This window comes from Sphingomonas sp. ID1715 (assembly GCF_013044515.1).
Lineage (GTDB): Bacteria > Pseudomonadota > Alphaproteobacteria > Sphingomonadales > Sphingomonadaceae > Sphingomonas_B.
Map to the genome: position 1 here is coordinate 350,228 of NZ_JABEPR010000002.1, position 26,431 is coordinate 376,658.

19 protein-coding genes, 2 tRNA genes and 1 pseudogene are annotated in these 26,431 nt (G+C 66.3%); 10 read left to right on the forward strand and 12 right to left on the reverse strand.

The genetic code is table 11. The annotated features are described in order from the left end of the window. Positions 1-37: 37 nt before the first annotated feature. Both edd and HJG53_RS06575 read left to right on the forward strand, forming a co-directional pair. Positions 38-1,915 (forward strand): phosphogluconate dehydratase, encoded by a 1,878-nt coding sequence (gene edd, locus HJG53_RS06570; protein ID WP_171128777.1) that lies wholly within the window; start codon positions 38-40, stop codon positions 1,913-1,915. A gap of 69 nt (positions 1,916-1,984) precedes the next feature. Then, positions 1,985-4,063 carry a TonB-dependent receptor gene (locus HJG53_RS06575; protein ID WP_171128779.1) on the forward strand — a complete coding sequence of 693 codons (2,079 nt, stop codon included), beginning with the start codon at positions 1,985-1,987 and terminating at the stop codon, positions 4,061-4,063. A gap of 22 nt (positions 4,064-4,085) precedes the next feature. Here the strand turns inward: HJG53_RS06575 and HJG53_RS06580 are convergent, their stop codons facing one another. From HJG53_RS06580 to HJG53_RS06625, 10 genes are all read right to left on the reverse strand, one after another. Next, positions 4,086-4,352, reverse strand: a complete 267-nt coding sequence (locus HJG53_RS06580) for a DUF5985 family protein (RefSeq protein ID WP_171128782.1) — start codon at positions 4,350-4,352, stop codon at positions 4,086-4,088. Continuing rightward, a complete protein-coding gene (locus tag HJG53_RS06585) occupies positions 4,349-4,627 on the reverse strand; it encodes a DUF5985 family protein (protein WP_254447582.1) in 279 nt (92 codons plus the stop codon). The genes HJG53_RS06580 and HJG53_RS06585 overlap by 4 nt, the downstream gene beginning before the upstream one ends. A gap of 13 nt (positions 4,628-4,640) precedes the next feature. Continuing rightward, the gene (locus HJG53_RS06590) at positions 4,641-5,009 is read right to left on the reverse strand and encodes a hypothetical protein (protein ID WP_171128787.1); all 369 of its coding nucleotides are present in this window, start codon (positions 5,007-5,009) and stop codon (positions 4,641-4,643) included. A gap of 27 nt (positions 5,010-5,036) precedes the next feature. After that, positions 5,037-5,237: a hypothetical protein gene (locus HJG53_RS06595; protein WP_171128789.1), complete on the reverse strand. Its 201-nt coding sequence runs from the start codon at positions 5,235-5,237 to the stop codon at positions 5,037-5,039. Positions 5,238-5,326: 89 nt separating this feature from the next. After that, the gene (locus HJG53_RS06600; RefSeq protein WP_171128791.1) at positions 5,327-5,917 is read right to left on the reverse strand and encodes a hypothetical protein; all 591 of its coding nucleotides are present in this window, start codon (positions 5,915-5,917) and stop codon (positions 5,327-5,329) included. Next, entirely contained in the window at positions 5,914-7,065 is a 1,152-nt protein-coding gene (locus tag HJG53_RS06605; protein ID WP_171128799.1) for a M48 family metallopeptidase, read from the reverse strand. Before HJG53_RS06605 ends, HJG53_RS06600 begins: the two co-directional genes overlap by 4 nt. Beyond that, positions 7,065-7,820 carry a hypothetical protein gene (locus HJG53_RS06610; RefSeq protein WP_171128801.1) on the reverse strand — a complete coding sequence of 252 codons (756 nt, stop codon included), beginning with the start codon at positions 7,818-7,820 and terminating at the stop codon, positions 7,065-7,067. The genes HJG53_RS06605 and HJG53_RS06610 overlap by 1 nt, the downstream gene beginning before the upstream one ends. Positions 7,821-7,971: 151 nt before the next feature. Beyond that, positions 7,972-8,166, reverse strand: coding sequence for a hypothetical protein (locus tag HJG53_RS18265; RefSeq protein WP_174842746.1), 195 nt, complete (start codon positions 8,164-8,166; stop codon positions 7,972-7,974). A 72-nt stretch (positions 8,167-8,238) separates the two neighbouring features. Then, complete coding sequence (locus tag HJG53_RS06620; protein ID WP_171128803.1) at positions 8,239-8,922, reverse strand: L,D-transpeptidase family protein; 684 nt, start codon at positions 8,920-8,922, stop codon at positions 8,239-8,241. Positions 8,923-9,227: 305 nt separating this feature from the next. Continuing rightward, positions 9,228-9,674 (reverse strand): hypothetical protein, encoded by a 447-nt coding sequence (locus HJG53_RS06625; RefSeq protein ID WP_171128805.1) that lies wholly within the window; start codon positions 9,672-9,674, stop codon positions 9,228-9,230. A gap of 171 nt (positions 9,675-9,845) precedes the next feature. Between HJG53_RS06625 and recJ the strand changes: the two genes are divergently transcribed. The 3 genes from recJ (at position 9,846) to HJG53_RS06640 (ending at position 13,787) form a co-directional block, all read left to right on the forward strand. Continuing rightward, complete coding sequence (gene recJ / locus HJG53_RS06630; RefSeq protein ID WP_171129669.1) at positions 9,846-11,618, forward strand: single-stranded-DNA-specific exonuclease RecJ; 1,773 nt, start codon at positions 9,846-9,848, stop codon at positions 11,616-11,618. 47 nt (positions 11,619-11,665) lie between these two features. Further along, positions 11,666-11,740: transfer RNA gene (locus HJG53_RS06635), tRNA-Glu, on the forward strand. A 238-nt stretch (positions 11,741-11,978) separates the two neighbouring features. Beyond that, entirely contained in the window at positions 11,979-13,787 is a 1,809-nt protein-coding gene (locus HJG53_RS06640) for a PAS domain-containing protein (protein WP_171128807.1), read from the forward strand. Between the two features lie 39 nt (positions 13,788-13,826). Here HJG53_RS06640 and HJG53_RS06645 read toward each other — a convergent pair whose 3' ends face one another. Next, entirely contained in the window at positions 13,827-15,896 is a 2,070-nt protein-coding gene (locus HJG53_RS06645; protein ID WP_217352669.1) for a bifunctional diguanylate cyclase/phosphodiesterase, read from the reverse strand. Positions 15,897-16,223: 327 nt separating this feature from the next. On the opposite strand from HJG53_RS06645, the gene HJG53_RS06650 reads away from it, so the two are divergent. Continuing rightward, positions 16,224-17,954, forward strand: a complete 1,731-nt coding sequence (locus tag HJG53_RS06650; protein WP_171128811.1) for a phospholipase D-like domain-containing protein — start codon at positions 16,224-16,226, stop codon at positions 17,952-17,954. Between the two features lie 258 nt (positions 17,955-18,212). Here the strand turns inward: HJG53_RS06650 and HJG53_RS06655 are convergent. Continuing rightward, positions 18,213-18,299, reverse strand: a tRNA-Leu gene (locus tag HJG53_RS06655). 93 nt (positions 18,300-18,392) lie between these two features. On the opposite strand from HJG53_RS06655, the gene HJG53_RS06660 reads away from it, so the two are divergent. The 4 genes and pseudogenes from HJG53_RS06660 to gltB all read left to right on the forward strand — a co-directional run bounded on the left by HJG53_RS06660 (position 18,393) and on the right by gltB (position 26,430). Next, complete coding sequence (locus HJG53_RS06660; RefSeq protein ID WP_171128813.1) at positions 18,393-19,337, forward strand: complex I NDUFA9 subunit family protein; 945 nt, start codon at positions 18,393-18,395, stop codon at positions 19,335-19,337. Between the two features lie 124 nt (positions 19,338-19,461). Next, a complete protein-coding gene (locus tag HJG53_RS06665; protein WP_171128815.1) occupies positions 19,462-20,271 on the forward strand; it encodes an undecaprenyl-diphosphate phosphatase in 810 nt (269 codons plus the stop codon). A gap of 156 nt (positions 20,272-20,427) precedes the next feature. Then, positions 20,428-21,885, forward strand: coding sequence for an NAD(P)-dependent oxidoreductase (locus HJG53_RS06670; protein ID WP_171128817.1), 1,458 nt, complete (start codon positions 20,428-20,430; stop codon positions 21,883-21,885). Further along, a pseudogene (gene gltB, locus HJG53_RS06675) lies at positions 21,882-26,430 on the forward strand (glutamate synthase large subunit). The gene HJG53_RS06670 and the pseudogene gltB overlap by 4 nt, the downstream one beginning before the upstream one ends. The last annotated feature ends 1 nt before the right edge of the window (position 26,431 follow it).

Consider the following 26,431-nt stretch of genomic DNA (forward strand, 5'->3'; position numbering starts at 1 on the left):
AAGCCGAAACGGCGTCTCGAAGGAGCAGGAGTTCAGAGTGCCCAATCTCCACCCCGCCATCGCCCGCGTCACCGACCGCATCATCGAGCGCTCGCGCCCGACCCGTGCCGCCTATCTGGACTTGATCGACCGTCAGCGCGAAGCGGGCACCAACCGCAATGTGCTCAGCTGCGGCAATCTCGCGCACGCCTTTGCTGCGGCCGAGGAGGACAAGCCGGCGATCCGATCGGGCCGGGCGATGAACATCGGCATCGTCACGTCGTACAACGACATGCTGTCCGCCCATCAGCCCTACGGACGCTATCCCGAGCAGATCAAGATCTTCGCCCGCGAGCGCGGCGCGACGGCGCAGGTGGCGGGCGGCGTGCCCGCCATGTGCGATGGCGTGACGCAGGGTCAGGCAGGCATGGAGCTGTCGCTGTTCAGCCGCGACACGATCGCGCTCTCGACCGCGGTCGCGCTCAGCCATGCGATGTTCGAGGGCGCGCTGCTGCTCGGCATTTGCGACAAGATCGTGCCCGGCCTGCTGATCGGCGCGCTGCGCTTCGGGCATCTGCCGACCATCCTCGTGCCGGGCGGACCGATGGGCTCGGGCATTCCGAACAAGGAAAAGGCGCGCATCCGCCAGCTCTATGCCGAGGGCAAGGCGTCGAAAGAGGAACTGCTCGAGGCGGAATCTGCCAGCTATCACTCGCCCGGCACCTGCACCTTCTACGGCACCGCCAACTCCAACCAGATGATGATGGAGGTGATGGGCCTGCACGTCCCCAATGCGGCGTTCGCCAACCCGGGCACCAAGCTGCGCCAGGAACTGACCCGCGCCGCCGTGCATCGGATCACCGAGATCGGCTGGGGCGGCAACGACTATCGCCCGCTCGGCCGCGTCGTGGACGAGAAAGCGATCGTCAACGCCTGTGTCGGGCTGATGGCAACGGGCGGCTCGACCAACCACGCGATCCACTTGCCGGCGATCGCGCGCGCGGCGGGGATCGTGATCGACTGGCAGGATTTCGAGGAGATTTCCGAGGCCGTTCCCCTGCTCGCCCGCGTCTATCCCAACGGCTCCGGCGACGTGAACGACTTCCGCGAGGCGGGCGGCATGCCGTTCGTGATCCGCGAGCTGCTCGATGCCGGGCTGCTGCACGGCGACGTGATGACGGTGTCGGCGGGGGGCATGGAAGGTTATCGGAAGGAGCCAGTCCTAGAGCAGTTCCCCGGCGAAAGCCGGGGCCCAGAGTCCAGCGCAGCTGGACCCCGGCTTTCGCCGGGGATCAAATGGGTGGACGCTCCGCGCGAGACCCGCGACCCGACCATGCTCCGGCCGGTCGCCGACGCCTTTCAGCCGACCGGCGGCATGAAGCTGCTGTCCGGCAATCTCGGCCGTGCGATCATCAAGACCAGTGCGGTCGATCCCGAGCGGCGCGTGATCGAGGCGCCGGCACGCGTGTTCGACGATCAGGACCAGGTGCTCGCCGCCTTCAAGGCGGGCGAGCTGGAGCGCGATGTCGTCGTGATCGTCCGCTTCCAGGGACCGGCCGCGAACGGCATGCCGGAGCTGCACAAGCTTACCCCTGCTCTCGGCGTGCTGCAGGATCGCGGCTTCAAGGTCGCGCTGGTGACCGATGGCCGCATGTCGGGCGCGAGCGGCAAGGTGCCGGCCGCGATCCACCTCTACCCCGAAGCGTTGCACGGCGGGCCGATCGCCCGCGTCGCCGATGGCGACCTGGTGCGCGTCGATGCGGTCGCCGGCACGATCGCGGTGCTGACGCCGGGTTTCGCCGATCGCCCCGTAGTGACCGCACCCGGTTATCAGACAGGTCTCGGACGCGAGCTGTTCAGCTTGTTTCAAGGTGCGGCCGACGATGCGGAGCGCGGCGCCTCGCCGATCCTCGCCGCCATGGAGGCGCGGGGCTGATCGACGGAGCGCCGGTCATGCACGACCAGCTGCGTTGATATATTGTAACATGCCCGCTAACAGCGCGGCATGCTCCCGGAGTTTCCTGTGCCCCGTTTCACCTATCTCGCCGGCGTCGCGCTGGCCGCTTTGACGCCTTCACCGCTGCTCGCCGAGGCCGCGGGCGCACCGCCGGGTGACTATCACGAGCCGGTGCCGCAGGACATCGTCGTCACCGCGCCGTTCGAACGCAACCGCGCCGACGTGCTGTCGCCGATCACCGTGCTGAGCGGCACCGACCTGGCGCGCGAGGTCCGTTCGACGATCGGCGAGACCTTGCAGCGGCAGCCTGGCGTGTCCTCTACCTCGTTCGGCCCGAACGCCTCGCGTCCGATCCTGCGCGGCTTCCAGGGCGACCGTATCCGTATCCTGACGGACGGCATCGGCAGCTTCGACGTGTCGAACACCAGCGTCGACCATCCGGTCGTCATCAACCCGTTGCTCGCGGACCGCATCGAAGTGCTGCGCGGTCCGGCGTCACTGCAATATGGCTCGTCGGCAATCGGCGGCGTGGTCAATGTGCTCGACAAGCGTATCCCGCGCGCGATCCCGGACGAGTCCGTGCACGTCGATATGATCGGCACCTACAGCTCGGCGTCCGACCAATGGTTCGGATCCGGCGCGGCCGACCTGCCTGTCTCCGACACCGTCGTGCTTCATGTCGACGGCAGCTATCTCGACGGCGACGACTTGCGGATCGGCGGCCATGTCCTGTCGCCGACGGCACGTGCCGCAGCGCTGGCGAGCGCCAATCCCGAGGTGCGTGCGCTGGCCGACCTGAAGGACCGGCTGCCCAACTCTGCTGCGCGCACCTGGGACATTGCCGGCGGTGCATCGGTCATCACCGACGGCGGGCAGCTGGGCTTTGCCGTCAGCCATTATGACAGCCTTTACGGCATCCCGCCCCGCTTCGACCTGACCACCGGTGAAGGCGAGGCCCCTCGCCTCGACGTCAAGCAGACTCGCGTCGATGCGCGCGCGGAACTCGACCTCGGCACCGATCTGTTCGAGAAGCTGCGCTGGCGCTTCGGCTATGCGGACTACAAGCACGCCGAGCTGGAAGAAGACGGCGCGGTCGGCACCCAGTTCTTCAACAAGGGGCTCGAAAGCCGGCTCGAACTCGCCCAAGCCAAACGCGGCATCTGGCAAGGCGCGATCGGCGGCCAGCTGCTGATCCGCGACTTCAACGTGATCGGCGAAGAAGCGTTCGTCCCGAAGAACGAGACGGTGCAATATGGCCTGTTCACCCTGCAGACGCTCGATTGGGGCAAGCTGAAGGCGGAGTTCGGCGGCCGCGTCGAGCGCACCGACGTGTCGTCCAACCCCATCGATGTGTCGCGACGCTTCACCACCTATTCCGGCTCGGCCGGGGCGAGCTACGAATTCCTTCCCGGCTGGCGCTTCGGCGCGAACGTCTCGCATACGGAGCGTGCACCGTCAGCCGAGGAGTTGTTCGCGAACGGCCCGCATGCCGGCACTCAGGCCTTCGAGACCGGCAATCCGAACTTCCGCAAGGAACGGAGCTTCGGTCTCGAAGGAACGCTGAGAGGCAGCGGCCGTGGCTTCGTCGTCGAGCTGTCCGGCTATTACAACAGGTTCAACAACTATATCTTCGACCGCCAGACGGGCGAGGTCGAAGACGGCTTGCCGGTATTCCAGGGCATGCAGGCCGACGCGCGCTATTACGGCTTCGAGGCGCAGGCGACGGTGACGCTCGCCCGCTTCGGCGACTGGAAGGTCGAGGCGGACGGCCTGGCCGACTATGTCCACGCGACCATCCCCGGCGTGGGGCCGGTGCCGCGCATTCCGCCGCTGCGTCTGCTGGGCGGGCTCAACGCGACCAGCGGCCTGCTCGATGCACGCGTGGAGGTGGAGCACAGTTTCGACCAGAACCGTGTCGCGCCGCTCGAAACGCCGACGCCCGGCTATACGATGGTCAATGCGAGCTTCGGGGTGCGGCCGTTCGGCGAAGGCCGCAACAAGCCGGAACTCCTGGTGTCGGCCAACAACATCTTCGACGTCGACGCCCGCCGCCATGCCAGCTTCCTCAAGGATTTCGCGCCGCTTGCGGGGCGCGACATCCGGGTAACGCTGAAGGCTTCGTTCTAGACTTGGTGGGGGGCCATCCGGCCTAGCTTTTCGCGTTCTTGCGCACGATCGCCACTATGATCAGCAGGAACGCGGCCAGCCGGATCAGGTACAGCGGGCTGCGTTCCTCTACCGGAATGCCGGAAAGCACGAGCAGCGCCTGCTGAAGGCCGAGCAGCATGAACGCGGCCGCGAACGCCAGGAACAGACTATCGCCGGTGCCGCGCCAGAATCGCGCGAAAAACAGGCCAGCCACGACGAACGCACACGTGATCGCGCCGCCGAGGAACGCGTAAAGTTCCCCGCTCATGCGTCGTCCCCACGCCAGATGAAGCCGAAGAGCAGAAAGCTGGCTGCAGCCAGCGAAGCAGCGAGCCGCCACGGCATCAGATCGCGCGACGTGATCACCAGCATGTCGAGGATCACCAGCAGATTGTTCAGCGCCAGCAGGCTGAAACACCCCGCACTCCAGAACAGCAGGCTGCTTCGCGCGTTCAGATAGCTGCGCAGCAACAGTCCGGCGCACGCCGCGCTGGTGATGAAGCAGAGAAGATACACGGCGCTTGGCACCCATCCCCCGGTCAAGATCGCTCTCCCCTCATCCCTGTCGAAACCGGAAGGCATCGGCAAAGCGCTCAATGGCGTCCTGTGGACCGCCGACGATCAGCCGCCGCACGAAAGCTGGCCGGCTCGCATATAGCGCACCAATGCGTGTTACCTGCGCATCGATCTCCGGCGAAGCAGGCGCGTAGCGGACGATCTCATCCTCTTCGGCGATCAGTCCAGCCGTGTGCAGGTCGGAGCAACTGCGCGCGAGCACCTGTTCGCTCGCCCTCAGCGTCTCGATCAACTCGGCACGGCGCCATTGCCGGTCCCGGTGCCGCCACAGCGTGAGCAGCAGCTCAAGCGACCAGATCGACCCAAACGAGGATCGAATGAAGTTTTCGGTATCGTCGTCGCTCCGCACGCTGTCCCGATCCGCTGTCTCTCCCCGTCAGTCGATGAGCGCGCGGATACGGTCGCGCACCGCAGCGATCCGCGCCGCCGCTTCCTCAAAGGTCTGCACCTCGGCCCGCCGATTGTTGCCGCGCGCTTCCTTCGCCGCCTCGACATAGCCTTCCATGTCGGAGTCGAGCGCGTCGACCAGGATTTCGGCTTCGTCTTCGGTCAGCTTCAACTGGATCGTCTTGGCCATTTTGATCGGGTCCGTTGCTATGGTGTGCGAGCGCCATAGCGGCGCAGACGCGACCGAGCGAGCCCCCAATCGGCCCCACAAAGCCGGGATCAGTTGACCCGAGCGCTCTCCATGATCGCCTGCGCCTTGGCGAGATGCGCGTCATAATAATGGAGCGCCGCGGCGGTGTAGCTGATCATATACAGCTTGCCGCCGATGATCGCGCCTCGCGCCTCGCCTTTGCGAGTGAGTTCCTCATCGGGCTTGGTGAAGTGAAAGGTAAACTTGACGCCCGGCTGCCCCGCAAAGGTGACCGGTTCCATCGAGTCCACCGCGAAGTCGGGCGACTGGCTGACGATCCGCTGCGTCTGCTCGTAAATTTGGGCAATGTCTGTCGGCAGCATCTTGGGATTGAACTTGGGAAGCGGCTTGTCCTTCTTGTTGCGCTCCCGCGCGAGCGGCTCGCCGGCCGCGATTCCGCCCAGAAACTCGATCTGGTTGAGGACTGGCCCGTCATAGCTCCACAGCTCAGCCTTCTTGCCCGGCCGAAAGGACCAGCTGTTCCATCCGGCACCCGGCACCACCTTCATAGGACTTTTGGCCACGGCGACCGGCATGGTTTCCGGCAAGAGCGTCCATTTGGCGCTAAGCGGCGCGGCCGCGAGGCTCGCAAGTGCCGCACCTAGGATAAGCTTATTCACTGCGTTCCCCCGCTGATCATCGCGAGCATCGCCTTGTCCGATGCTTGCGGGTTTCGTTTCAGATATTCATCGATGGCGGTCCGCGCACCTGCTCCGTCGCCGCTGCGGGCCAGCGCAAGACCGAGGCCTCGCCATGCCGCCGGCGGCGCGTCGGGCATCGCAAGCGCTTCGCGGTAGTAGCCCGCCGCCTTGTCGAAGTCGTCAGCCTGACCACGGAAGCGATAGAGTTCCCCACGCGCGTAGAGGAGCGAACCGGTCCAGCCGCCACTCGCCAGGCCATTCAGCAGATAGTCGCTGCCGCCGAAGTCGTTGAGCTTCACCTGATCGTCGATCAGCATCGGCCAAAGCGGCGAGATCGCGGTGCGATATTCGGTAGCCGCCGCCTTTCCCTCGGGATCGCTGGCCGCGCTTGCCGTCAGATAGGTCAATCGCTCCGCGGTTGTCGGATGCGTCTCGAACATCCCGCGTCTGTCCTTGCGGCTGCGGACTTGGCGAGCCACCGCCGTCGCATCCATCTCCGCGCGCAGATTGGCCCAGATCTCGCCCGCCGAGCGCGTCCGGTAGCCGGCCGCGCGCATCGCCTTCAGGCCGTCGATATCGGCCTCCCGCTCCTGATCCTGCGAGAAGCTGAACACGCTGCCGATCAGCGCCAGCTGCAACGGCAGACCACCCGCGGCGCCCAGGAATGCCGCAAACCCGGTCGCGGAGCGCGCCTTCTTGAGCAGTGCAAGCGAGTGACGGCGCTCGAAATGCGCATATTCATGGCCAAGGATGGCGGCGAGTTCGGCTTCGCTGCGGATGCGAAGCAACAAGCCGCTGTTGACCAGCAGCATGCCGTTCGCCGTCATGCTGGCGTTGAACTGGGGATCGCGGACCACATAGATGCGGATCGCCTTGCAGCCCTCGGCCGGCGCTGTTCGGCACAGCACCTGCCGCAGATAGGCGGCGAGAGCCTCGTCCCGCACCAGCAGCTTAGACGCCTTCAGATCGCGCTCGGCCTCTTCGAGCGCGGTCCACACCCCCTGCTCGTCGGGGCCGAGCGGCTGGTAGCCGGCGGCGGCCGGCGAGCCCGTCGGCACCAGATCGGCGGCGACGGCGGCGCTGGCAAGGAAAGCTGCCGCAACCGCCGCAAGAGCGGCCCGCCGCATCACTGGGCCGCGGTACGGGCGGGGAAGGAGGCGCCCTGTTGCGGAAAGTCCTCCAGCAACTGTACGACGCGTTTGCCCGCGCCGTCGGCATCGCGGACGTCGCCGCCCATCTTGAGGTCGGCGTTCAACCAGACGAGATCGCCGGTGCGCAGATCGACCAAACCGGCATAGCCGGCATGTACGCCCGAGCTGACCATGCCTCCGAAGCCGGTCGCGGCACCCATCAGCAAGCCGAAGACCTGCAGCGCCTTACGACCCGAGTCACCATAGGCATCGTTGGTCACGACAAAGAGGCCGTAATCGCCGCCGCCGAGTTCGCCGAGCTTCGCGGCGCCGGGCCCGAGCGTATATTCGAAGCCGGTAATCTTGGTCGGCAGCCGGTCGCCCTTAAACAGCCGATGCTGGAGCACGGTCGCGGCTACGCCTTTGAACAGCGAGCGATAGTCGTTGAGCAACGCTTCGTTCTCGCCCTCCAGATCGGGCATGAACACGACTTCGCTGGCGCCCCCAGGCTTGGCGGCCACCAGGGCGTCGGCGAGATGTTTGCGGGCGTTTGTCGTCCACTCCGCATTGGGCGTGACGACGCCGCCGGCTGATTGCGAGCCGACCTTTACGTCGGGGCGGAAGACCAGAATGCGGACGGGCCGATCGGTCGGCATGGTGAAGCCTGGCTTCACCGCGGCCTTTTCCTGCGCGAGCGCCGGTGCGCTCACGACCAAAGCGCCGGCCAATGCCAGCGCCTGCAACATCTTCATGGTAAGCCCCCGCTCCCCGTTATTTTGTGAGAGGCTAGCCGAGACGCATTGGCCTCGGCAAGCCGGATTTCTGGGGTGTTCTTCGGGGCTTACCCGTCAACAAAGCGTGAAGAGGGACAAGCTTTCAGTCCCTCTTCCATTCAGCGCCGGATCAGCCGCGCGCGCTGCCCTTGCCGCGGAGCGTGTTCAACAATGCGACACCGACAACCCCGGCCAACGCCGCGGTCGCCCAGGGGCGCTGCTTCGCGAAACCGGTCGCCTTGCTCGCCATCTGGTTGTTGCCGAGCGCGTTCTTGAGCGACTCCATCGTGCCGGTGGAATTCTGAGTCTGCGTGGTGCTTGCCATGGTTCTTCTCCTGAATCGAAAGCGACTTGAACGAGGCTGGGTGAACGCGCGCCAGGGCCTCCGGTGCCCGGCTCAGGTCGCGGCTCGACCGGCGGAACCGGGCAGCACGACGTTTTTGAGGCTGGGAAGGTCGAGAATATAGACCGGCACCGGAGCGCGCAGCTCGACCCTGCGGTCCGGACGCCTCGGGTCACGTTGGGGCAAGGCTTGGCCGAACAGCCAGCGATAAAGTTCGCCGGCCTTTTCCAGCCGCACGCAGCCGGAGCTGAACTGCCGCTGTTCGGCCCGGAACAAGCGCCGCTCCGGCGTGTCGTGCAGATAGATGCCGAGCCGGTTGGGGAACATGAACTTGACCGCGCCCATCGCATTCTTCGGGCCGGCCGCCTGACGCAGTCCAACCGCCGCTTCGCCATCGGCGACTTTCACCCAGTCGACTGCCTGCGCATCCAGTCGTCGGCCGTCCGGTTCGTAGCTCGTCACCGGTTCCAGCCCTGCCGTCCGGAGCCATTGCGGCCCCTCCGACAACACATGCTCGACCACGCGCTGCCGGACGAGATCCGGCGGCAGGTTCCAATAGGGGTCGAGCATCGCATAGCGCACCAGCGCCGCCATCATCGGCGTCGCCATGCCCGGTTTGCCGGTGACGACCTTCATCGTGCCGGCGATCCGACCATGCTCGATCATCCACAGCCGCGCCGTGGCCGTATCGACGAGAATGAAGCGTGGCGCCGGCGCAATCAAGGCGAGCCGATTCAAGTCGTTGCGGAGCGCAGGCGAGTCGGCGCCACCGCCTTGCCGCTGCGCTTCCGACAAGGCCGCGTAGATGGGATTGGCGGCTGCGAGGTCGCTCGTAGCAGGACGCCGCGTCGGGACGAGCTCCCGATCGACGAAATAAATCTCCTCGGCGCCCGGCGGCAGCGTCTGCTTAGCGGCGGCGGCGCGGGACGAGGCCAGCCATGGCGCGCGCGGATCGCTGCACGTGCCGAGGCCAATGAAAAACAGGCCGGCCAGAAGCCATGTTCTGGCCGGCTGAGTGGGAGGGAGAGTCTGCGCGGCGCGCCTCAGCCGCGTTCGCCGGCGCTCAGCGCGCCGCCACTGCCGCTGCCGCCAGTGCCGGAGCCATAGGTGCCGCCGCCACTGCTGCCGGAACCGTAGCTGCCGCCGCCGGCACTGCCGGAACCGTAGCTGCCGCCGCTTTGGCCGCTCGTATCGGCGCCCGCACTTCCGGAACCGTAGCTGCCGCCCGTGGACCCGGTGTTTGACCCGGCGCCGCTCATCGAACCGGACCCGGAGGTGCCGCCCATCGAGCCCGAGCTTCCACTCATGCTGCCCGAACCCGAGCTGCCGCCGGTGCCGTTCATGCCGGTGCCGCCGGTGCCGGTGCCGGTGCCGGTCGCGCCGGTGGACGTGCTCGAACCCGTGCCGCTGCCGCCGCCGGTCTGAGCGACCGCCACCGACGCGATCAGCGCCACCGAAGCCGCGCCTGCGATAAGGATGTTCCGCTTCATCAGCTGATCTCCTGCCGTTCAGCAGTGCCTCAACCGGCGCCCAAGGACGCGTGTTCCTGCACCTTGACATGGGTGAGTCATATTCTTTGCTGTGAGTGGATGCGGGCGCAGGGTTGCGGCGAACGCTTCGCTGATTCAAAGCTGTGTCGTGAGAGCGCAGCCATGAATTACATGACGACGGAACCGCGGCTGGCGCTTGGCGTCAGGCGCTCGATCCTGGGCCAGCCCTGGCATTGGCGCGGCGCGCCGGCGGACGATCTCGACGCCGGCTCTCCCGACGATCTCGTCACCCGCCTGCTGCTCACCCGCGGCTGTCCGCGCGACGAACTGGACGCCCACCGGGTGCCGACCATCCGCGGCTTCATGCCGGATCCGTCGATCTTCCGCGACATGGACAAGGCGGCAATGCGCCTTGCCGACGCAGTCCAAGCAGGCGAGCCGGTCACCGTCTTCGGCGATTATGACGTGGACGGCGCCACTTCAGCCGCGCTGCTGATCCGCCTGCTGCGCCAGCTCGGCCTCTCGCCCGGCTATTATATCCCCGACCGGCTGATGGAGGGCTATGGCCCATCGGGCGAAGCGCTGGTGCGGATCGCGGGCGGCGGCACGCGGCTGATCGTCACGGTCGATTGCGGCGCCCAGGCGTTCGAAGCGCTCGACATGGCGCGTGCTGCCGGCGCGGAGGTGATCGTGGTCGATCATCACAAATGCGCGGCGCAACTGCCGGCCGCCTATGCGCTGGTGAACCCCAACCGCCTCGACGAAGATCAAGGCGCGGCGCATGGCCACCTGGCCGCCGTCGGCGTCGCCTTTCTGCTGGGCGCAGCGCTGATCCGCGAGCTGCGTCGGCGCGGCTGGTTCGACAGCCGCGCGGAACCGAAGCTGATCGAGCTGCTCGACCTGGTCGCGCTCGGCACAGTCGCCGATGTGGCGCAGCTGCGTGGGCTCAACCGCGCCTTCGTCGCCCAAGGGCTGAAGGTGATGGCGGGGCGGCGCAATATCGGCCTGGCCGCGCTGGCCGAGGCGGCGCGGCTGACCCGGGCACCCCTGTGCCACGATCTGGGCTTCGCCTTCGGCCCGCGCATCAACGCCGGCGGCCGCGTCGGCAAATCCGATCTCGGCGTGCGGCTGCTGACCACGGAGGACCCTGCGGAGGCGCATCAGATCGCGGCGGAACTCGACCGGCTGAACGAAGAACGCCGCGCGATCGAGGCCGAGGTGCAGGAAGCGGCCGAAGCGCATTGCCGCAGCCGCGGCGACGCGATGGTCCATGTCGCGGCCGGGCAAGGCTGGCACCCGGGCGTGATCGGCATCGTCGCCGGGCGGCTGAAGGAGCGCTTCAACCGGCCCGCCATCGTCATCGGCATCGACGAGACCGGTACCGGCAAGGGATCGGGCCGGTCGGTGCCGGGCGTCGATCTCGGCGCCGCGATTCTCGCGGCCAAGGACGAGGGCCTGCTGATCGCCGGCGGCGGGCACGCGATGGCGGCGGGACTGACGGTCGCCGCCGACCGCATCGACGCGCTGAAGAGCTTTCTGCACGAGCGGCTGGCGGAAGGGGTTGCGCATGCGACGGCAACGCGCGCGCTTCAGGTCGACGCCGCGCTCAGCCCGCGCGGAGTTGCCCCGGCGCTGGTCGAGGCGCTGGAGCAGGCCGGCCCCTATGGGATGGGCTGGGCGGCGCCGCGCGTCGCGGCCGGCCCGGTGCGGATCGTCAAGTGCGACGTGGTCGGCACCGGCCACGTCCGCGCAATCCTCTCCGGCGATGACGGCGCGAGCCTTAAGGCCGTAGCCTTCCGCGCGGCGGAGACCGAACTCGGCCAGGCCCTGCTCGCCGCGCCCAAGGACCGCAAGCTGTGGGTGGCCGGACGCCCCAAACTGGACGATTGGGGCCCCACGCCGAAGGCGGAACTCCACCTCGACGATGCCGCCTGGTGCGACTGACTTGACCCTGGCCGCGCGACCGAATAGGGGCCGCCGAACCCACGGACGGCCCCTTCGTCTAGCGGTTAGGACGCGGCCCTTTCACGGCTGAAACACGGGTTCGATTCCCGTAGGGGTCACCATCACACGCCGCAAAGCGCCCCGCTTGCGCCGGTTTGGATCAGGTCCGGGACTTCTCTCGCATTCAAGCGGCAAAGGCAGCGGCAGGGCTTTCCGAAGCGGCCGGTTGACGGCCGTGGCACAGCGCCGGTCAACGGCGGGCCATTCCCCCCGCTTACCGTGATCCTACTGTATGAGCTTCGTTCGACGCGCCCGTGCTGCACTGCTAGGCCCACACCAAAGCATTGTAGTTAGGGCGGAATGTTCTCGGTCGTTCACATCATTCAGGAAGCTGAGGGACTAAGGGCGCAAACAAGCTATTATCTGTCTAAGCAGGGCTATTCGCCGCGGCCCTATTCGACCGTCACCGAATTTCTCGATACTGTCCCTGCCGCACCCGGATGTGTGCTGCTCGGCGCCGGCCCTGAATTGTCAGACCTCGGCGAGCAGATCGCCACGATCGGCGCGCGCTCGCCGCGCTCGCCCGTCATCATCCTCAGCCACTCGCTGCCGGCGCCCCTTGCCTTTGCCGCGGTCAAGGCCGGAGCGATCGACTGCGTCGAGGCGCCCTGCGGCGCCGACTTGATCGTCGCTCTGGAAAAGGCCCGGCTGGGCCATGCCGACAGCCGGGAAAATCTGGCTCTCCGGCAGGTCGCGCTCGCGCGCCTGGCGCGGCTGTCGCAACGCGAGCGCCAGGTGCTGCAGGGACTGGTCGGGGGCATGACCAACAAGCAGATCGCGCGCCGCCTGGAACTCAGTCCCCGGACGGTCGAGATGCACAGCGCCCATATGCTCAGCCAGCTGGAAGCGAGGAACTCGGCGGCCGCGGTCCGGCTGGCAACGACGGCTGGCATCCCGCCGCTTTGCGACGCCGACCAGATCGGCGCGTCCGCCCTGGCGCCGGCGTACAGCCCCAACCAATCGGCAAGGCAGCGCCGGACAAGGCAGGGCACCCCTTTCGAAGCCACCCTTCCGTCGGTCATCGACGTGCTCGAAGGCACCACCGATTGCGTGTTCCTGCTGGACCGCGACGAGCGCTTTACCTACTTTAACAGGGCGGCGATCGAGGCCATCGCGGACCAGCGGGACCTGACGGGCCTGAACCTGTGGGACGCATTTCCGGCCGCTCGGCAGACCATCGCTTTCGCGCAGATGCGCGAAGCTGCCCGCGAACGGAGACCGGTTCGGTTCGAGTTTTACGAGCCCGATCTCGCAAAATGGTTCGACGTCAGCGTTCGCCCGATCCCGAGCGGGCTGCAGGTCTTTTTCCGTGATCTGACCCAGACGCGCATGGCCTTGATCGCGCTGCGCCAGAGCGAGGAGCGGCTGAGGCTGGCGCTGGAAGCATCGGGTGACGGCGCCTGGGATTTCGACGTGAGCAGCGGCCGCATCGAGATGTCGCCCGGCTATCTGCGCAATCTCGGCTATGATCACCGCGCGGTTCCGTCGACGTTCGAGTGGGTGAAATCGCGCATTCATCCCGAAGACCTGCCCGGGCTCGAACGGCTGCTCGCGCAGCATCTGCTCGGGACCAGCGACCCCTATTGCGCGGAGTATCGGGTGCTCGACGGGCAGGACCAATGGCGGTGGAATCTCGATCGGGGGCGGGTCGTGGACCGGGACGCCGAGACCGGCGAGGCGCGGCGCATGGTCGGGACCGGGACCGACATCACCGAGCTGAAGTTGCAGCGACTGCGCGCCGAAGAGGCATTCGAACGGCTGAACCTTGCGCAGGCCGGCGCGGGCGCAGGCTTGTGGGACTATGATCTGGCCGAAAGGACGCTGCGGCTTTGCGCGAGAAGCCTCTCGATGCACGGCATCGCGGCCGCACCGTTTGTTCCCGTTTCGGAACGGCGCTGGGAGGACAGCGTGAATCCGGAAGACCTTCCCGCCGCCAGGAAAGCCTTGGAAGATGCCATCGCCACCGGCGGGATGTTCCGGGCGAGCTATCGAACCCGTGGGGACGCCGACCCGCGCTGGATCTTGGGCCTCGGTCGGATCGTCCCGCCGTCATGCGGGCAGCCGCGCCGGTTCGTCGGCATCAATCTCCAACTCTCGGCCATGCCGTGACCCGAACAATGACCAGACGGTTACGCGTGCCCTGCCGGGCTAGGCCGCCTTGTCCAGCCTGAGGGAAGCTTCCACTTCCGCGGCGGTGACCGGGCGCCCGAACAGATAGCCTTGGCCGAAGCTGCAGCGCTTTTGCATCAGCATGCACCGCTGCTGCTGCGTTTCGAGCCCTTCGGCCACCACTTCGATGTTGAGATCGGCTGCGAGACTGATCACGGCGGACACGATTGCCGAAATCTCCGGCTCGTCGACCATTCGCTCCACGAAGGATCGATCGATCTTGACCACATCCACGGGGAAGTCGCGCAGGTGCGAAAGGGATGAATAGCCGGTGCCGAAGTCGTCGAGCGCGATGCGGACGCCCTGGCTATTCAACAATTTCAGCGCCCGTTCGACGAACTCCGAGCCGCGTTCCAGAAACACATGCTCCGTCACTTCGACCTCGATCAGATGGGTCGGTATCTCACTCGCCTCGAGCGTGCGGAGCAGCCGCTCGGCATAATCGTCGCGCAGAAACTCGGCGGGCGCGGCGTTGATCGAAATTCGCCCGAACGACAGGTTCCGCCCCAGCCATTGCTGCATGTCGGCGACCACCGCACCGAGCATCAGATCGCCGATCTTCGACGCGAGCTCATATTCCTTGAACGCCTCCTGCACGGTGGCGGGCAGCTGCAAGCCCCATTGCGGGTGCATCCATCTGAGCAGGGCCTCATAGCCAACCAGGCGCCCCGTACGGAGATTCACCTTCGGCTGATAATGGGGCACGACCGAGGACGCGCACAGCGCCACGCGCGCGAGGTTGAGCTGCGACGCGACCTGCTGCGCCTGCTCCCGCATCGCGCCGTGAAAGATGCGCGTGCCGCCCCGGCCCGAGCCCTTGAGGGCGTAGAGCGCGATATCCGCGTTGTTCAACAGTTCATTGGCTGAGGCGGCCTGGCCCGGAAAGAGGGCGCCGCCGATGCTTGCCCCCGCGCTGACCTCGCGGCCGGCGACCCGCATCGGGACGTTCAGCCGGTCGAGGATCATGTTGCCGACGCGCTCCAGGCTCTCGGCATCCTTCACGCCATCGACGATGATGGCAAATTCGTCGCCGCCGAGCCGGGCGACGAAGTCGGTCTCCCGCACGCATTGCTTCAGCACATGGCCGAAGGAGCGCAGCAGATCGTCCCCGGCGGCGTGCCCCAGCGTGTCGTTGATCTGCTTGAACCGGTCCATATCGAGCAGGAGAAGCCCGAACGGTCGGCCCGTCCGCATCGTGCGGAGGGCGGCTGCCTGCAGCCGTGCCTGGAATGCATGACGGTTGGCCAGTTCGGTCAGGGCATCATGCTCGCTGGTCCAGCGGAGCTGCTCTGCCGAATGCTTGCTTTCGCTGATGTCGCGCGAGATCGACAGCAGGCGCGTCACCGCGCCCATATCATCCACGATCGGCGTGACCATGACGTCCCACCAGCGCGGGGATCCTTCCGCAAGTCGCCGGGCGGTGAAGCGTGCGACCTCGCCCCGTGCCGCCTTGCCGAGCGCGGCCAGGGCCGCGCGCCGGTTCGCCTTGGGCCAGAGGTCGGACCAGGACTTGCCGATCGCGGCCGCCGGCGTGTCGAGCTCCAGCGCTTTGGCCCCGGGACCGTTCATGAGCTGCACCTCTCCCGCCACGCTCATGACGATGATGCAGTCCGCGCTGGCCTCGAGGATGCCGCGGTGCAGGCACTCGCTCTGTTTCAGCGCGGCTTCGGCGGCCATGCGTTCGGTCAGGTCGCGCGAGACGCCGATCACGCCCTTGACCTCGCCATCGGAAATCCACGGCACCTTGACCGTCTGAAACTGCCGATCTTCGCCCAGAATCGGGATGGTCTCGTCGACCACGAGCGGGCGGCCGGTCGCGATCACGATCTGGTCGGCGGCTTCGTAGCCCTGCACCAGGCCCTCGTCGAACAGGTCCGTCGTCCGCTGGCCCACGGCGAGGCCGCAGGCATCCTGCAAGGTCTTGTTGGACAGGATGAAGCGGCCGCCGCGATCCTTGGCGAAAATCAGGTCGCGAACGCTGTCGATCACCGTCTGCAGCAGCGAGCACCGCTGTTCGAGCTCGACCAAACGGGCAGAATCAGCTTCCATGGGCATCCGGATCGTTCCTCCAGCCGACCGATCTGGGCCCGAATTTTTAACCAGCCTTTACATCGGTATACCGTAGAAACTGCGGCAAAGCTGCAGACGTGACGGCGTCGATACGAAGAGCGTCGCCGCCGGAGCCTTCCTACGTGACGCCGACCTTGATCAGGCGGCAGAAAACTGATTCCGCCCTTCCTTCCGACCTGCCGGATAGATCAAATTGGACCGGATGATGCTTTGCGGGAGCACGTGGGCGAAGTAGTTTGGGTCGTTACCGAAGTGATCCAGTCGAGGAGCAGAAGACCAACACCGACATCAATCCGGGAGGGGCGCATGCGCAGTCCGATTGTCGAAAATGGGGAGTTCAAGGTCCGGGCGATCGCCGGCACCTACGCGGTGATGCTGTGTTTCGATGTCGCGGAGGGCGCGCGCGAAGGCCTGCTGGGTTTTGCGATCAAGCGTAGGGCCGGCGCCGGGTCAGCGCGCTGGCTGCGCGGCAAGAAAGTGTTCCCCTCGATCGAACCCAATCCCGTGCCGTCAGCCCAATTCTCGACTTGGGATTACCCGGTGCAGAGCATGCTTTGGGCGGACTATACCGCCAAGCCGGGCACGGACTATGTGTTCGAGGTCCATCCGGTATACGGCCAGGTCGATGCGCTCGATCATCGCGACCCGCTCGTCGTGGAGATTCGGACCGAGGAAGAATGGGGCGAGCACCACAGCGTGTTCTTCAATCGCGGTGCCATCGCGAGTCAGGCGTTCGCGTCAAAGTTCGGCAATCGGGGACCTGAGAATGTCGACGACCCGGAGGATCCCGCGACCCGATGGCTGTCACGCGGCTTGCTCGAGGCGTGCCTCCGGTACATCGACGATGCGAAGCCCGGAGAGGCATTGCGCGTCGCCGCCTACGAATTCACCTATCCGCCGGTGATCAAGGCGCTGAAGCGCGCCATTGGCCGTGGCGTCGATGTCATGGTCGTCCACGAAGCGGGAACGCAGAAGGTGAAAGGGGTCGAGCAGCCGACTTCGGCGACCACATCCGCCATAAATGCGCTCACCAAACTCCACTTTCCCGCTGATCGCCTGATCAAGCGGATCAACCGCGAGAACATTCCTCACAACAAGTTCATCGTTCGGCTCGATGATGTCGGCAGCGCGATGTCGGTATGGACCGGCTCCACCAACTTCACCGAATCCGGGTTTCTGGGGCAAGCCAATGTCGGCCACGTCGTGCACGATCCGGCCGTAGCCGCGACATTCCTGGCTTATTGGCAGCAGCTTAGTGGCGACCCGTTGGCCGACGAACTGCAGCCGGAGTTGGAGACATTGACCCCCGACCCCGAGGCAGCGCTTCCGCAGGGCGTGACATGCCTGTTCTCTCCGCGTGGCAGCGCGCGAATGCTCAAATGGTATGCCGACCGCATTCGCGACGCCGGGCAAGTGGTGATGTTCACTGGCGCGTTCGGTGTGAACGAGCGGCTTGCGTCCGCTTTCGCCGAAGATCGTGACATCCTGCGCTACATCATGCTCGAGAAGCCGCCGACGCGGAAGACCCAGGCGCTGCTCTCCGCCAATCATGACCGCGACATTATTGTGGTCCCGGGCCAGGTGCTCGGCGAGGTTTGGGCGCTGAACGACAAGGGCGAGGCGACGCTGCGCCGGCCGATCCCCGGCTTCAAGCTCGAGCAATGGTTCCTGCACGAGGAGCTGTTCCGGAAGCGCGGAAATATCTTCTTCGTGCACCTGAAGGTGCTGATGATGGACCTGCTGTCCGACGATCCGCTGGTCTTCACCGGCTCGGCGAATTTCAGCGACGCCTCGCTCACCAGCAACGACGAAAACATGCTGCTGATCCGGGGCGATACGCGCGTCGCGGACATCTATCTTACCGAGTACGATCGCATTTTACGCCATTTCTACTTCCGCAACATCGCTGCGAAGGACGATGATGATGCGGATGCCGGCAAGGCGATCTTCCTCGACGAGACCGATGGCTGGGTGAAACCCTATTATCGCGGTACCGGTCTGAAGGCGCGGCGCCAAAAGCTTTTCTTTGCCCAATAATCGGCGATCATGGGCAAAGGTCGGCCGTCCGGAAGACGGATCGTTCCGCCGATGCTCGGCTTTCGAAGCCATGGGCAAGGCAAGGCGCGAGGCCGGACTCATGGCCAGTTCCAAAGGGCTTGCCGGCACCATCAAAGCTGATGGTATGCCGATGGTTTCGGGGCGGATGAGCCCGGATTCCATTCGGCGATTCTCTCTGAGAAAATGCTGGAGACAAGCTGCTTACTGGACGCTGCTGGACGTATCCAGAGCCAGTATTGGTGCCCAGAAGAGGACTCGAACCTCCACGCCCTTGCGAGCGCCAGCACCTGAAGCTGGTGCGTCTACCAATTCCGCCATCTGGGCACGGGGTAGGCGGCGGCGCTTAGCGGCGGGTCCATGGCCTTGTCAACAAAGGTTCGAACGGCCAAAGGCGCGAGCGTTCAGTGGAGCTTGTGCATGAAGGACGCGATCGTCACGGTGCTGGGAGGCGGCGGCTTTGTCGGCCGTTATGCCGTGCAGGAACTGCTTGCCGGCGGCGAAGGTTTTCGCGTGCGCATCGCCCAGCGCGACCCCCGCGACGCCTGGTTCCTGAAGCCCCTGGGCGCACTCGGCCAGACCCAATTCCTCGCCGCCGATGTGCGCAACCGCGCCTCGATCGAGCGCGCCGTCGCCGGCGCCAGCGCGGTCCTCAACCTCGTCGGCAGCTTCGACAACATGGCCGCGGTGCAGGCCGATGGAGCCGGCATCGTTGCCGAGGCGGCGGCCGCGGCCGGCGTGCAGACCTTGGTGCATGTGTCGGCGATCGGCGCCGATCCCGACTCGCCCTCCGCTTATGGCCGGACCAAGGGAGAGGGCGAGCAGGCCGTCCGCCGGGCGTTCCCGAACGCCACCATCCTGCGCCCGTCGATCATCTTCGGCCGCGAGGACGCCTTCACCAACCGCTTCGCCGGTATGGTGCGGCTGCCGATCGTGCCGGTCGTGCGCGGGGCCACGCGCTTTCAGCCGGTCTTCGTCGCCGATCTCGCCCAGGCGATCGAGCAGGCCGTCTGCGTGCCGGAGCAGCATGCCGGCAAGACCTATGAGATTGCCGGGCCCGAGGCGATCGCGATGCGCGACCTGCTCGGCCGGCTCGCCGAATGGACCGGGCACAAGCCGCACTTCGTCGAAGTGCCGGACGCCGTGGCCGGGGCGATGGCGCGGCTGACCGGCTGGGCACCGGGCGCGCCGATCAACTGGGACCAGTGGCTGATGCTGCAGCAGGACAATGTCGCGTCCGATGGCGCCGCCGGCCTCGAGGCCTTCGGAATCACGCCGACGCCGCTCGCCGCCGTCGCCCCGGGCTGGCTGGTCCAGTACCGCAAGCAGGGTCGCTTCGGCGGCGTGAAGACGGTCGAGGGCTGAAGCCGCTTTGCCCGTTCGTATCGAGCGAAGTCGAGATACGTTTGCGCGGGCGTTTCTCGATGTAGTTTATCCTGAGCGACGCCGATAGGCGGCGTCGAAGGGCTCGAAACGAACGGATGATCTAATGCCCCTGCTCCTGACCGCCATTCTGCTCGGCATCGTCGAGGGGCTGACCGAGTTCCTGCCCGTGTCCTCCACCGGCCACCTGATCCTGGCGGCCGAGCTGCTCGGCTATGACGCGGCAACCTGGGCGACGTTCAACGTCATCATCCAGCTGGGCGCGATCCTGGCCGTGATCGTGCTCTACTGGCGCACTTTCTGGGCGGTCGCGGTCGGGCTGTTCGGGCGCGAGCAGACCAGCTGGCGCTTTCTCGGCAACCTGCTGCTCGCCTTCCTGCCCTCGGCCGTGATCGGCCTGATCCTGATCGACCGCATCGAGGCGCTGCTGGAGAATGCGCAGGTGGTGGCGATCGCGCTGGTGCTGGGCGGCATTGCCATTCTGGTGATCGAAGCGCTGGTCAAGCAGCCGAGCGAAGAGCCGGGCGTCGCCGCCGTGCCATGGAAAAAGGCATTGGGCGTCGGCTTCATGCAGTGCCTGGCCATGATCCCCGGCGTCAGCCGGTCGGGCGCGACGATCATGGGCGCGCTCACCCTCGGCATCGAGCGGCGCACGGCGGCGGAGTTCAGCTTCTTCCTTGCCGTGCCGACCATGCTCGGCGCGACCGTATTGTCGGTCGCCAAGCACAAGGATCAGCTGACCAGCGGGCGCGTCGATTGGGGGCTCATCGGCGTCGGTTTCGTCGTGTCCTTCATCGTCGCGGTGGTCGTCATCCGCTGGTTCGTCGGCATTGTTTCCAAACACGGATTCGCGCCTTTCGCCTGGTATCGCATCGTCGCGGGCTCGCTCGCTTTGGTCTGGCTGCTGGCACGATAGGTCAGCATACGGAACTATTCAGAAGATGCTGGAGGCGCGACAACAACCGCTTAACCGCCCGCGACCTTATAATTAGTCAGTCTAGCTGACCCTACCCCGTTTTTGCGCGTGACTCTGCCCGTGCAACACTGCGATATGCGCCCGGAGGAGGCGCGCATGGGCGACAACCCGATGCTGAAGTTCGTTCACACGTCGCAGGCCTATCCGGCCAAGCGGCCGGCCGAGCTGCGCGCCGAAGACTTTCGCGAAATCGCCGACCGCTATGCCACGCCCTCTGCGGAGGAGCAGTCGGCGCGCTGTTCGCAATGCGGCGTGCCCTATTGTTCGATCCACTGCCCGCTGCACAACCACATCCCCGACTGGCTGCGGCTGACCGCCGAGGGACGGCTGCGCGAAGCGTATGAGCTGTCGAACGCCACCTCTTCGATGCCCGAGATTTGCGGCCGCATCTGCCCGCAGGACCGTTTGTGCGAAGGCAATTGCGTGATCGAGTTTTCGGGTCACGGCGCGGTGACGATCGGCTCGGTCGAACGCTTCATCACCGACAAGGCCTGGGATGAAGGCTGGGTCGAGCCGCTGGTGCCCGGTCGCGCCCGGGGAGCGTCGGTCGGGATCATCGGCGCGGGACCCGCCGGGCTGACCGCCGCCGAGTATCTGCGGCGGGCGGGCTATGACGTGCACGTCTATGATCGCCACGACCGCGCCGGCGGGCTGCTCACCTACGGCATCCCCGGCTTCAAGCTCGAAAAACATGTCGTGATGCGCCGGATCGCGCGACTCGAGGAGGGCGGCATCGTCTTTCATCTCGGCGCCGATGTCGGCGGCGCCCTGCCCTTTGCCGAGCTCCGCAACCGCCACGACGCGCTGCTGATCGCGACCGGCGTCTACAAGGCGCGCGCGATCAAGGCACCGGGCGTGGATGCCGGCGGCGTCGTCGAAGCGCTCGACTATCTGATCGCGTCCAACCGCAAGAGCTTCGGCGACCAGGTGCCGGCATTCGACAGCGGCGCGCTCGATGCCCAGGGCAGGCATGTCGTGGTGATCGGCGGTGGCGACACGGCGATGGACTGTGTCCGCACCGCCATCCGCCAGGGCGCCGCCAGCGTGAAGTGCCTCTACCGCCGCGACCGCGCCAACATGCCGGGGTCGCAGCGCGAAGTCGCGCATGCCGAGGAAGAAGGGGTCGAGTTCATCTGGCTCTCCGCGCCGGACGGCTTCGAGATCGCTGAGAATGGCTGGGTCGCCGGCGTCCGCGCGTCGCGCATGCGCCTCGGCGCCGCCGATGCCAGCGGTCGGCGCATGCCGGAGCCTGAGCCCGACAGCGGCTTTCACCTGCAGGCCGATCTCGTCATCAAGGCGCTGGGCTTCGATCCCGAGCCGCTGCCGGCGATGTTCGGCACGCCGGAACTCGGCGTCACCCGCTGGGGCACGCTCCGTGTCGATCACAAGAGCATGATGACCAGCCTGGACGGCGTCTTCGCTGCCGGCGACATCGTCCGCGGCGCCAGCCTCGTCGTCTGGGGCATCCGCGACGGCCGGGACGTGGCGGAGAAAATGCACGAGTGGCTGAAGGCAAGGGCAGCCGCGCCCGCATCCGAAAGGATCGCCGCATGATTGATCAGCGCACACGTCTTGCCTCTGAAGGCATGTACCGGCCGGACTTCGAGTCCGATGCCTGCGGGGTCGGCATGATCGCCACGACCGATGGCCGCGCCTCCCGCCGTGTCGTCGCCTCCGCCATCGAGGCGCTGAAGGCGGTGTGGCACCGGGGCGCCGTGGATGCCGATGGCAAGACGGGCGACGGGGCCGGGCTGCTGGTCGATCTGCCGACCCGCTTCTTCGACGAGGCGATCGAGGATTCCGGGCATAAGGTGCGGCGCAACCGGCTGGCAGTGGGCATGATCTTCATGCCGCGCACCGATCTCGGCGCGCAGGAGACGTGCCGGACGATCGTCGAGGCCGAGGTGATCGAGGCCGGCTACACCATCTATGGCTGGCGGCAGGTACCGGTCGATATCTCGGTGATCGGCCAGAAGGCGCAGGCGACGCGGCCCGAGATCGAGCAGATCATGATCGCCGGGCCGCTGCCGGGCGAGCAGGCGGCGGAGGAGTTCGAGAAGAACCTCTATCTCGTCCGCCGCCGGATCGAGAAGAAGGTGATCGCGGCGCAGATCGCCGGCTTCTACATCTGTTCGCTCAGTTGCCGCTCGATCGTCTACAAGGGACTGTTCCTCGCGGAGAGCCTCAGCCACTTCTACCCGGACCTGACCGACGAGCGGTTCGAGAGCCGCGTCGCGATCTTCCACCAGCGCTATTCGACCAACACCTTCCCGCAATGGTGGCTGGCCCAGCCGTTCCGCTGCCTCGCGCACAATGGCGAGATCAACACGATCCGCGGCAACAAGAACCTGATGAAGAGCCATGAGATCAAGATGGCCTCATTGGCGTTCGGCGACCATTCGGAGGACATCAAGCCAGTGATCCCCGCCGGTGCGTCGGACACGGCCGCGCTGGACGCGGTGTTCGAAGCGATCTGCCGCTCCGGCCGCGATGCGCCCACCGCCAAGCTGATGCTGGTGCCCGAGGCGTGGGGCGACGTCGATCTGCCGCCCGACCAGCGGGCCATGTATTCCTATCTCGCCTCGGTGATGGAGCCGTGGGACGGCCCGGCGGCGCTCGCGATGACGGAGGGCAAATGGGCGGTGGCGGGCGTCGACCGCAACGCCCTTCGCCCGCTGCGCTTCACCCAGACGCAGGACGGGCTGCTGATCGTCGGCTCCGAGACCGGCATGGTGGTGGTGCCGGAATCGACCGTGCTGACCAAGGGGCGGCTCGGCCCGGGCCAGATGATCGCGGTCGATCTCGACAAGGGCGAAGTGCTGGAGGACAGCGCGATCAAGGCGCGGGTCGCGGCCGAGCATCCGTATGAACGGATGGTCGCGGGCTTCAGGACGTTCGACGACCTTCCCGCCTGTTCCCCTGCGAAAGCAGGGGCCCAGGAGTCCCACGCACATGGGCCCCTGCTTTCGCAGGGGAACGATAGGGCGGCGCTCACCCGCCTGCAGGTCGCGGCCGGGCAGACGCTCGAGGATATGGAGCTGATCCTCGCGCCGATGGTCGAGGATGCGAAGGAGGCGGTGGGCTCGATGGGCGACGACACGCCGCTCGCGGTCATTTCCGACAAGCCGCGCAACATCGCGCAATTCTTCCGGCAGAATTTCAGCCAGGTCACCAACCCGCCGATCGACTCTTTGCGCGAAACGCGGGTGATGAGCCTGAAGACCCGGTTCGGGAATCTCGCAAACATCCTCGACGTCGAGGGGCAGAACTCGAACGTGCTGGTGCTCGACACGCCGGTGCTGAGCTGTTCGGACTGGGACCGGCTGAAGGCCTATTTCGGCCCGCAGGCGGCGGTGATCGACTGCACCTATCCCGCCGATGGCGGCCCCGAGCAGCTGCGCGCCGCGATCGCCTCGATCCGCGCGGAAGCGGAACGGGCGATCCGCGAGGGCAAGACCGAGCTGTTCCTGACGGACGAGAATATCGGCCCCGATCGGATGAGCATCCAGATGGTGCTCGCCGCGGCCGCCGTGCACACGCATCTCGTCCGCAAGGGCCTGCGCTCCTACGCCTCGGTCAACGTCCGCTCGGCCGAATGCCTCGATACCCATTATTTCGCCGTGCTGATCGGCGTCGGCGCGACAACGGTGAATGCCTGGCTTGCCGAAGCATCGATCGCCGACCGCCACGCGCGCGGCCTGTTCGGTCAGCGCTCGCTCGAAGAATGCGTCGAGCGCTACAAGAAGGCGATCGGCGACGGCCTGCTGAAGATCATGTCGAAGATGGGGATCGCCGTCATCTCCAGCTATCGCGGCGGCTATAACTTCGAGGCGGTCGGCCTCAGCCGCGCGCTGGTGAACGACCTCTTCCCCGGCATGCCGGCCAAGATTTCGGGCGAGGGCTATGCGTCGGTCCATCTGAACGCCCAGATGCGGCACCAGGCGGCGTTCGATCCGGCCGTGGCGACATTGCCGATCGGCGGCTTCTATCGGCAGCGGCATGGCGGCGAGACGCACGCCTATTCCGCGCAGCTGATGCACCTGCTGCAGACCGCGGTCGGCACCGACAGCTATTCGACCTATCTGCAATTCTCGCGCGGGGTCCGCGACCTGCCGCCCATCTATCTGCGCGACCTGCTCGAGTTTAATTACGCCAAGCAGCCGGTGCCGATCGATCAGGTCGAGGCGATCACCGAGATCCGCAAGCGTTTCGTCACGCCCGGCATGAGCCTGGGCGCGCTCTCGCCCGAAGCGCATGAGACGCTCGCCATCGCCATGAACCGGATCGGCGCGAAGGCGGTGTCGGGCGAAGGCGGCGAGGACCCCAGGCGCTACAAGCCCTATTCGAACGGCGACAATGCCAACTCCGTGATCAAGCAGATCGCCTCCGGCCGTTTCGGCGTGACGGCCGAATATCTCGGCGCCTGCGAGGAGATCGAGATCAAGGTCGCGCAGGGCGCCAAGCCCGGCGAAGGCGGGCAGCTGCCCGGCTTCAAGGTCACCGACATGATCGCGAAGCTCCGCCACGCGACGCCGGGCGTGACCCTCATCAGCCCGCCGCCGCATCACGACATCTACTCGATCGAGGATCTGGCACAGCTCATCTACGACCTGAAGATGATCAATCCGCGTGCGCGGGTGTGCGTGAAGCTGGTCAGCTCGGCTGGCATCGGCACGGTCGCGGCCGGCGTCGCCAAGGCGCACGCCGACGTGATCCTGGTCGCCGGCCATGTCGGCGGCACCGGCGCCTCACCGCAGACCAGCGTCAAATATGCCGGCACGCCGTGGGAAATGGGCCTGAGCGAAGTCAATCAGACGCTGACGCTCAACGGTCTGCGCGGCCGCATCAAGCTGCGCACCGATGGCGGGCTCAAGACCGGGCGCGATATCGTCGTCGCCGCCATTCTGGGCGCCGAGGAATTCGGCATCGGTACGCTGAGCCTGGTCGCGATGGGCTGCATCATGGTGCGGCAATGCCATTCGAACACCTGCCCGGTCGGCGTCTGCACGCAGGACGAGAAGCTCCGGGCAAAGTTCACCGGTAGCCCTGAGAAGGTCATCAACCTGATGAGCTTCATCGCCGAGGAAGTGCGCGAGATTCTCGCCAAATTGGGCTTCCGCTCGCTGGACGAAGTGATCGGCCGCACCGAGCTGCTGCGCCAGGTCAGCCGCGGCGCCGAGCATCTCGACGATCTCGACCTGAACCCGATCCTCGCCAAGGTGGACGCCGCGGATCACGAACGGCGCTACAGCCTCAACACCTTCCGCAACGAAGTGCCGGACAGCCTCGACGCGCAGATGATCGCCGACGCGCGCGCGGTGTTCGAGCGGGGCGAGCGGATGCAGCTGACCTATAATGTCCGCAACACGCACCGCGCCGTCGGCACGCGGCTTTCAGCCGAAGTGGTGCAGCGTTTCGGTATGAGCAGCCTTGCCGACGGTCACGTCCAGGTCCGGTTGCGCGGCAGCGCCGGCCAGTCGCTCGGCGCCTTCCTGTGCAAGGGCATCCGCATCGACGTGTTCGGCGACGCCAACGACTATGTCGGCAAGGGCCTGTCGGGCGGCATCATCGTCGTGCGGCCGATGGTCAGCTCGCCGCTCAAGAGCCAGGACAATACGATCATCGGCAACACTGTCCTTTACGGCGCGACTGCCGGCAAGTTGTTCGCGGCGGGCCAGGCGGGCGAGCGCTTCGCCGTCCGCAACTCCGGCGCGACGGTGGTGGTCGAAGGCTGCGGCGCCAATGGCTGCGAGTACATGACCGGCGGCACGGCGGTGATCCTCGGCAATCCGGGGATGAACTTCGGCGCCGGCATGACGGGCGGCATGGCCTTCGTGCTGGACGTGGACGGCAGCTTCGAACGTCGCGCCAACCCGGAGAGCATCGTCTGGCAGCGGCTCGATTCAGTGCGCTGGGAGATGAAGCTGCGCGCGTTGATCGGCGAGCATGCCGAAGCGACGGACAGCAAATGGGCGAACGGGATCCTGGACGATTGGGACCGCTGGCGCGATTGCTTCTGGCAGGTGGTGCCCAAGGAAATGCTCGGCCGCCTGCCCTACCCCCTTCAGCGACACGCCGGAGGCGGTAGCAGCGGAATAGC

Coding starts and splice junctions, on each gene's coding strand:
- HJG53_RS06575 (WP_171128779.1), top strand. CDS start 1,985: ATGCTCCCGGAGTTTCCTGTGCCCCGTTTCACCTATCTCGCCGGCGTC.
- HJG53_RS06580 (WP_171128782.1), bottom strand. CDS start 4,352: ATGAGCGGGGAACTTTACGCGTTCCTCGGCGGCGCGATCACGTGTGCG.
- HJG53_RS06595 (WP_171128789.1), bottom strand. CDS start 5,237: ATGGCCAAGACGATCCAGTTGAAGCTGACCGAAGACGAAGCCGAAATC.
- HJG53_RS06605 (WP_171128799.1), bottom strand. CDS start 7,065: ATGCGGCGGGCCGCTCTTGCGGCGGTTGCGGCAGCTTTCCTTGCCAGC.
- HJG53_RS06610 (WP_171128801.1), bottom strand. CDS start 7,820: ATGAAGATGTTGCAGGCGCTGGCATTGGCCGGCGCTTTGGTCGTGAGC.
- HJG53_RS18265 (WP_174842746.1), bottom strand. CDS start 8,166: ATGGCAAGCACCACGCAGACTCAGAATTCCACCGGCACGATGGAGTCG.
- HJG53_RS06625 (WP_171128805.1), bottom strand. CDS start 9,674: ATGAAGCGGAACATCCTTATCGCAGGCGCGGCTTCGGTGGCGCTGATC.
- recJ (WP_171129669.1), top strand. CDS start 9,846: ATGACGACGGAACCGCGGCTGGCGCTTGGCGTCAGGCGCTCGATCCTG.
- HJG53_RS06640 (WP_171128807.1), top strand. CDS start 11,979: ATGTTCTCGGTCGTTCACATCATTCAGGAAGCTGAGGGACTAAGGGCG.
- HJG53_RS06645 (WP_217352669.1), bottom strand. CDS start 15,896: ATGGAAGCTGATTCTGCCCGTTTGGTCGAGCTCGAACAGCGGTGCTCG.
- HJG53_RS06650 (WP_171128811.1), top strand. CDS start 16,224: ATGCGCAGTCCGATTGTCGAAAATGGGGAGTTCAAGGTCCGGGCGATC.
- HJG53_RS06660 (WP_171128813.1), top strand. CDS start 18,393: ATGAAGGACGCGATCGTCACGGTGCTGGGAGGCGGCGGCTTTGTCGGC.
- HJG53_RS06665 (WP_171128815.1), top strand. CDS start 19,462: ATGCCCCTGCTCCTGACCGCCATTCTGCTCGGCATCGTCGAGGGGCTG.
- HJG53_RS06670 (WP_171128817.1), top strand. CDS start 20,428: ATGGGCGACAACCCGATGCTGAAGTTCGTTCACACGTCGCAGGCCTAT.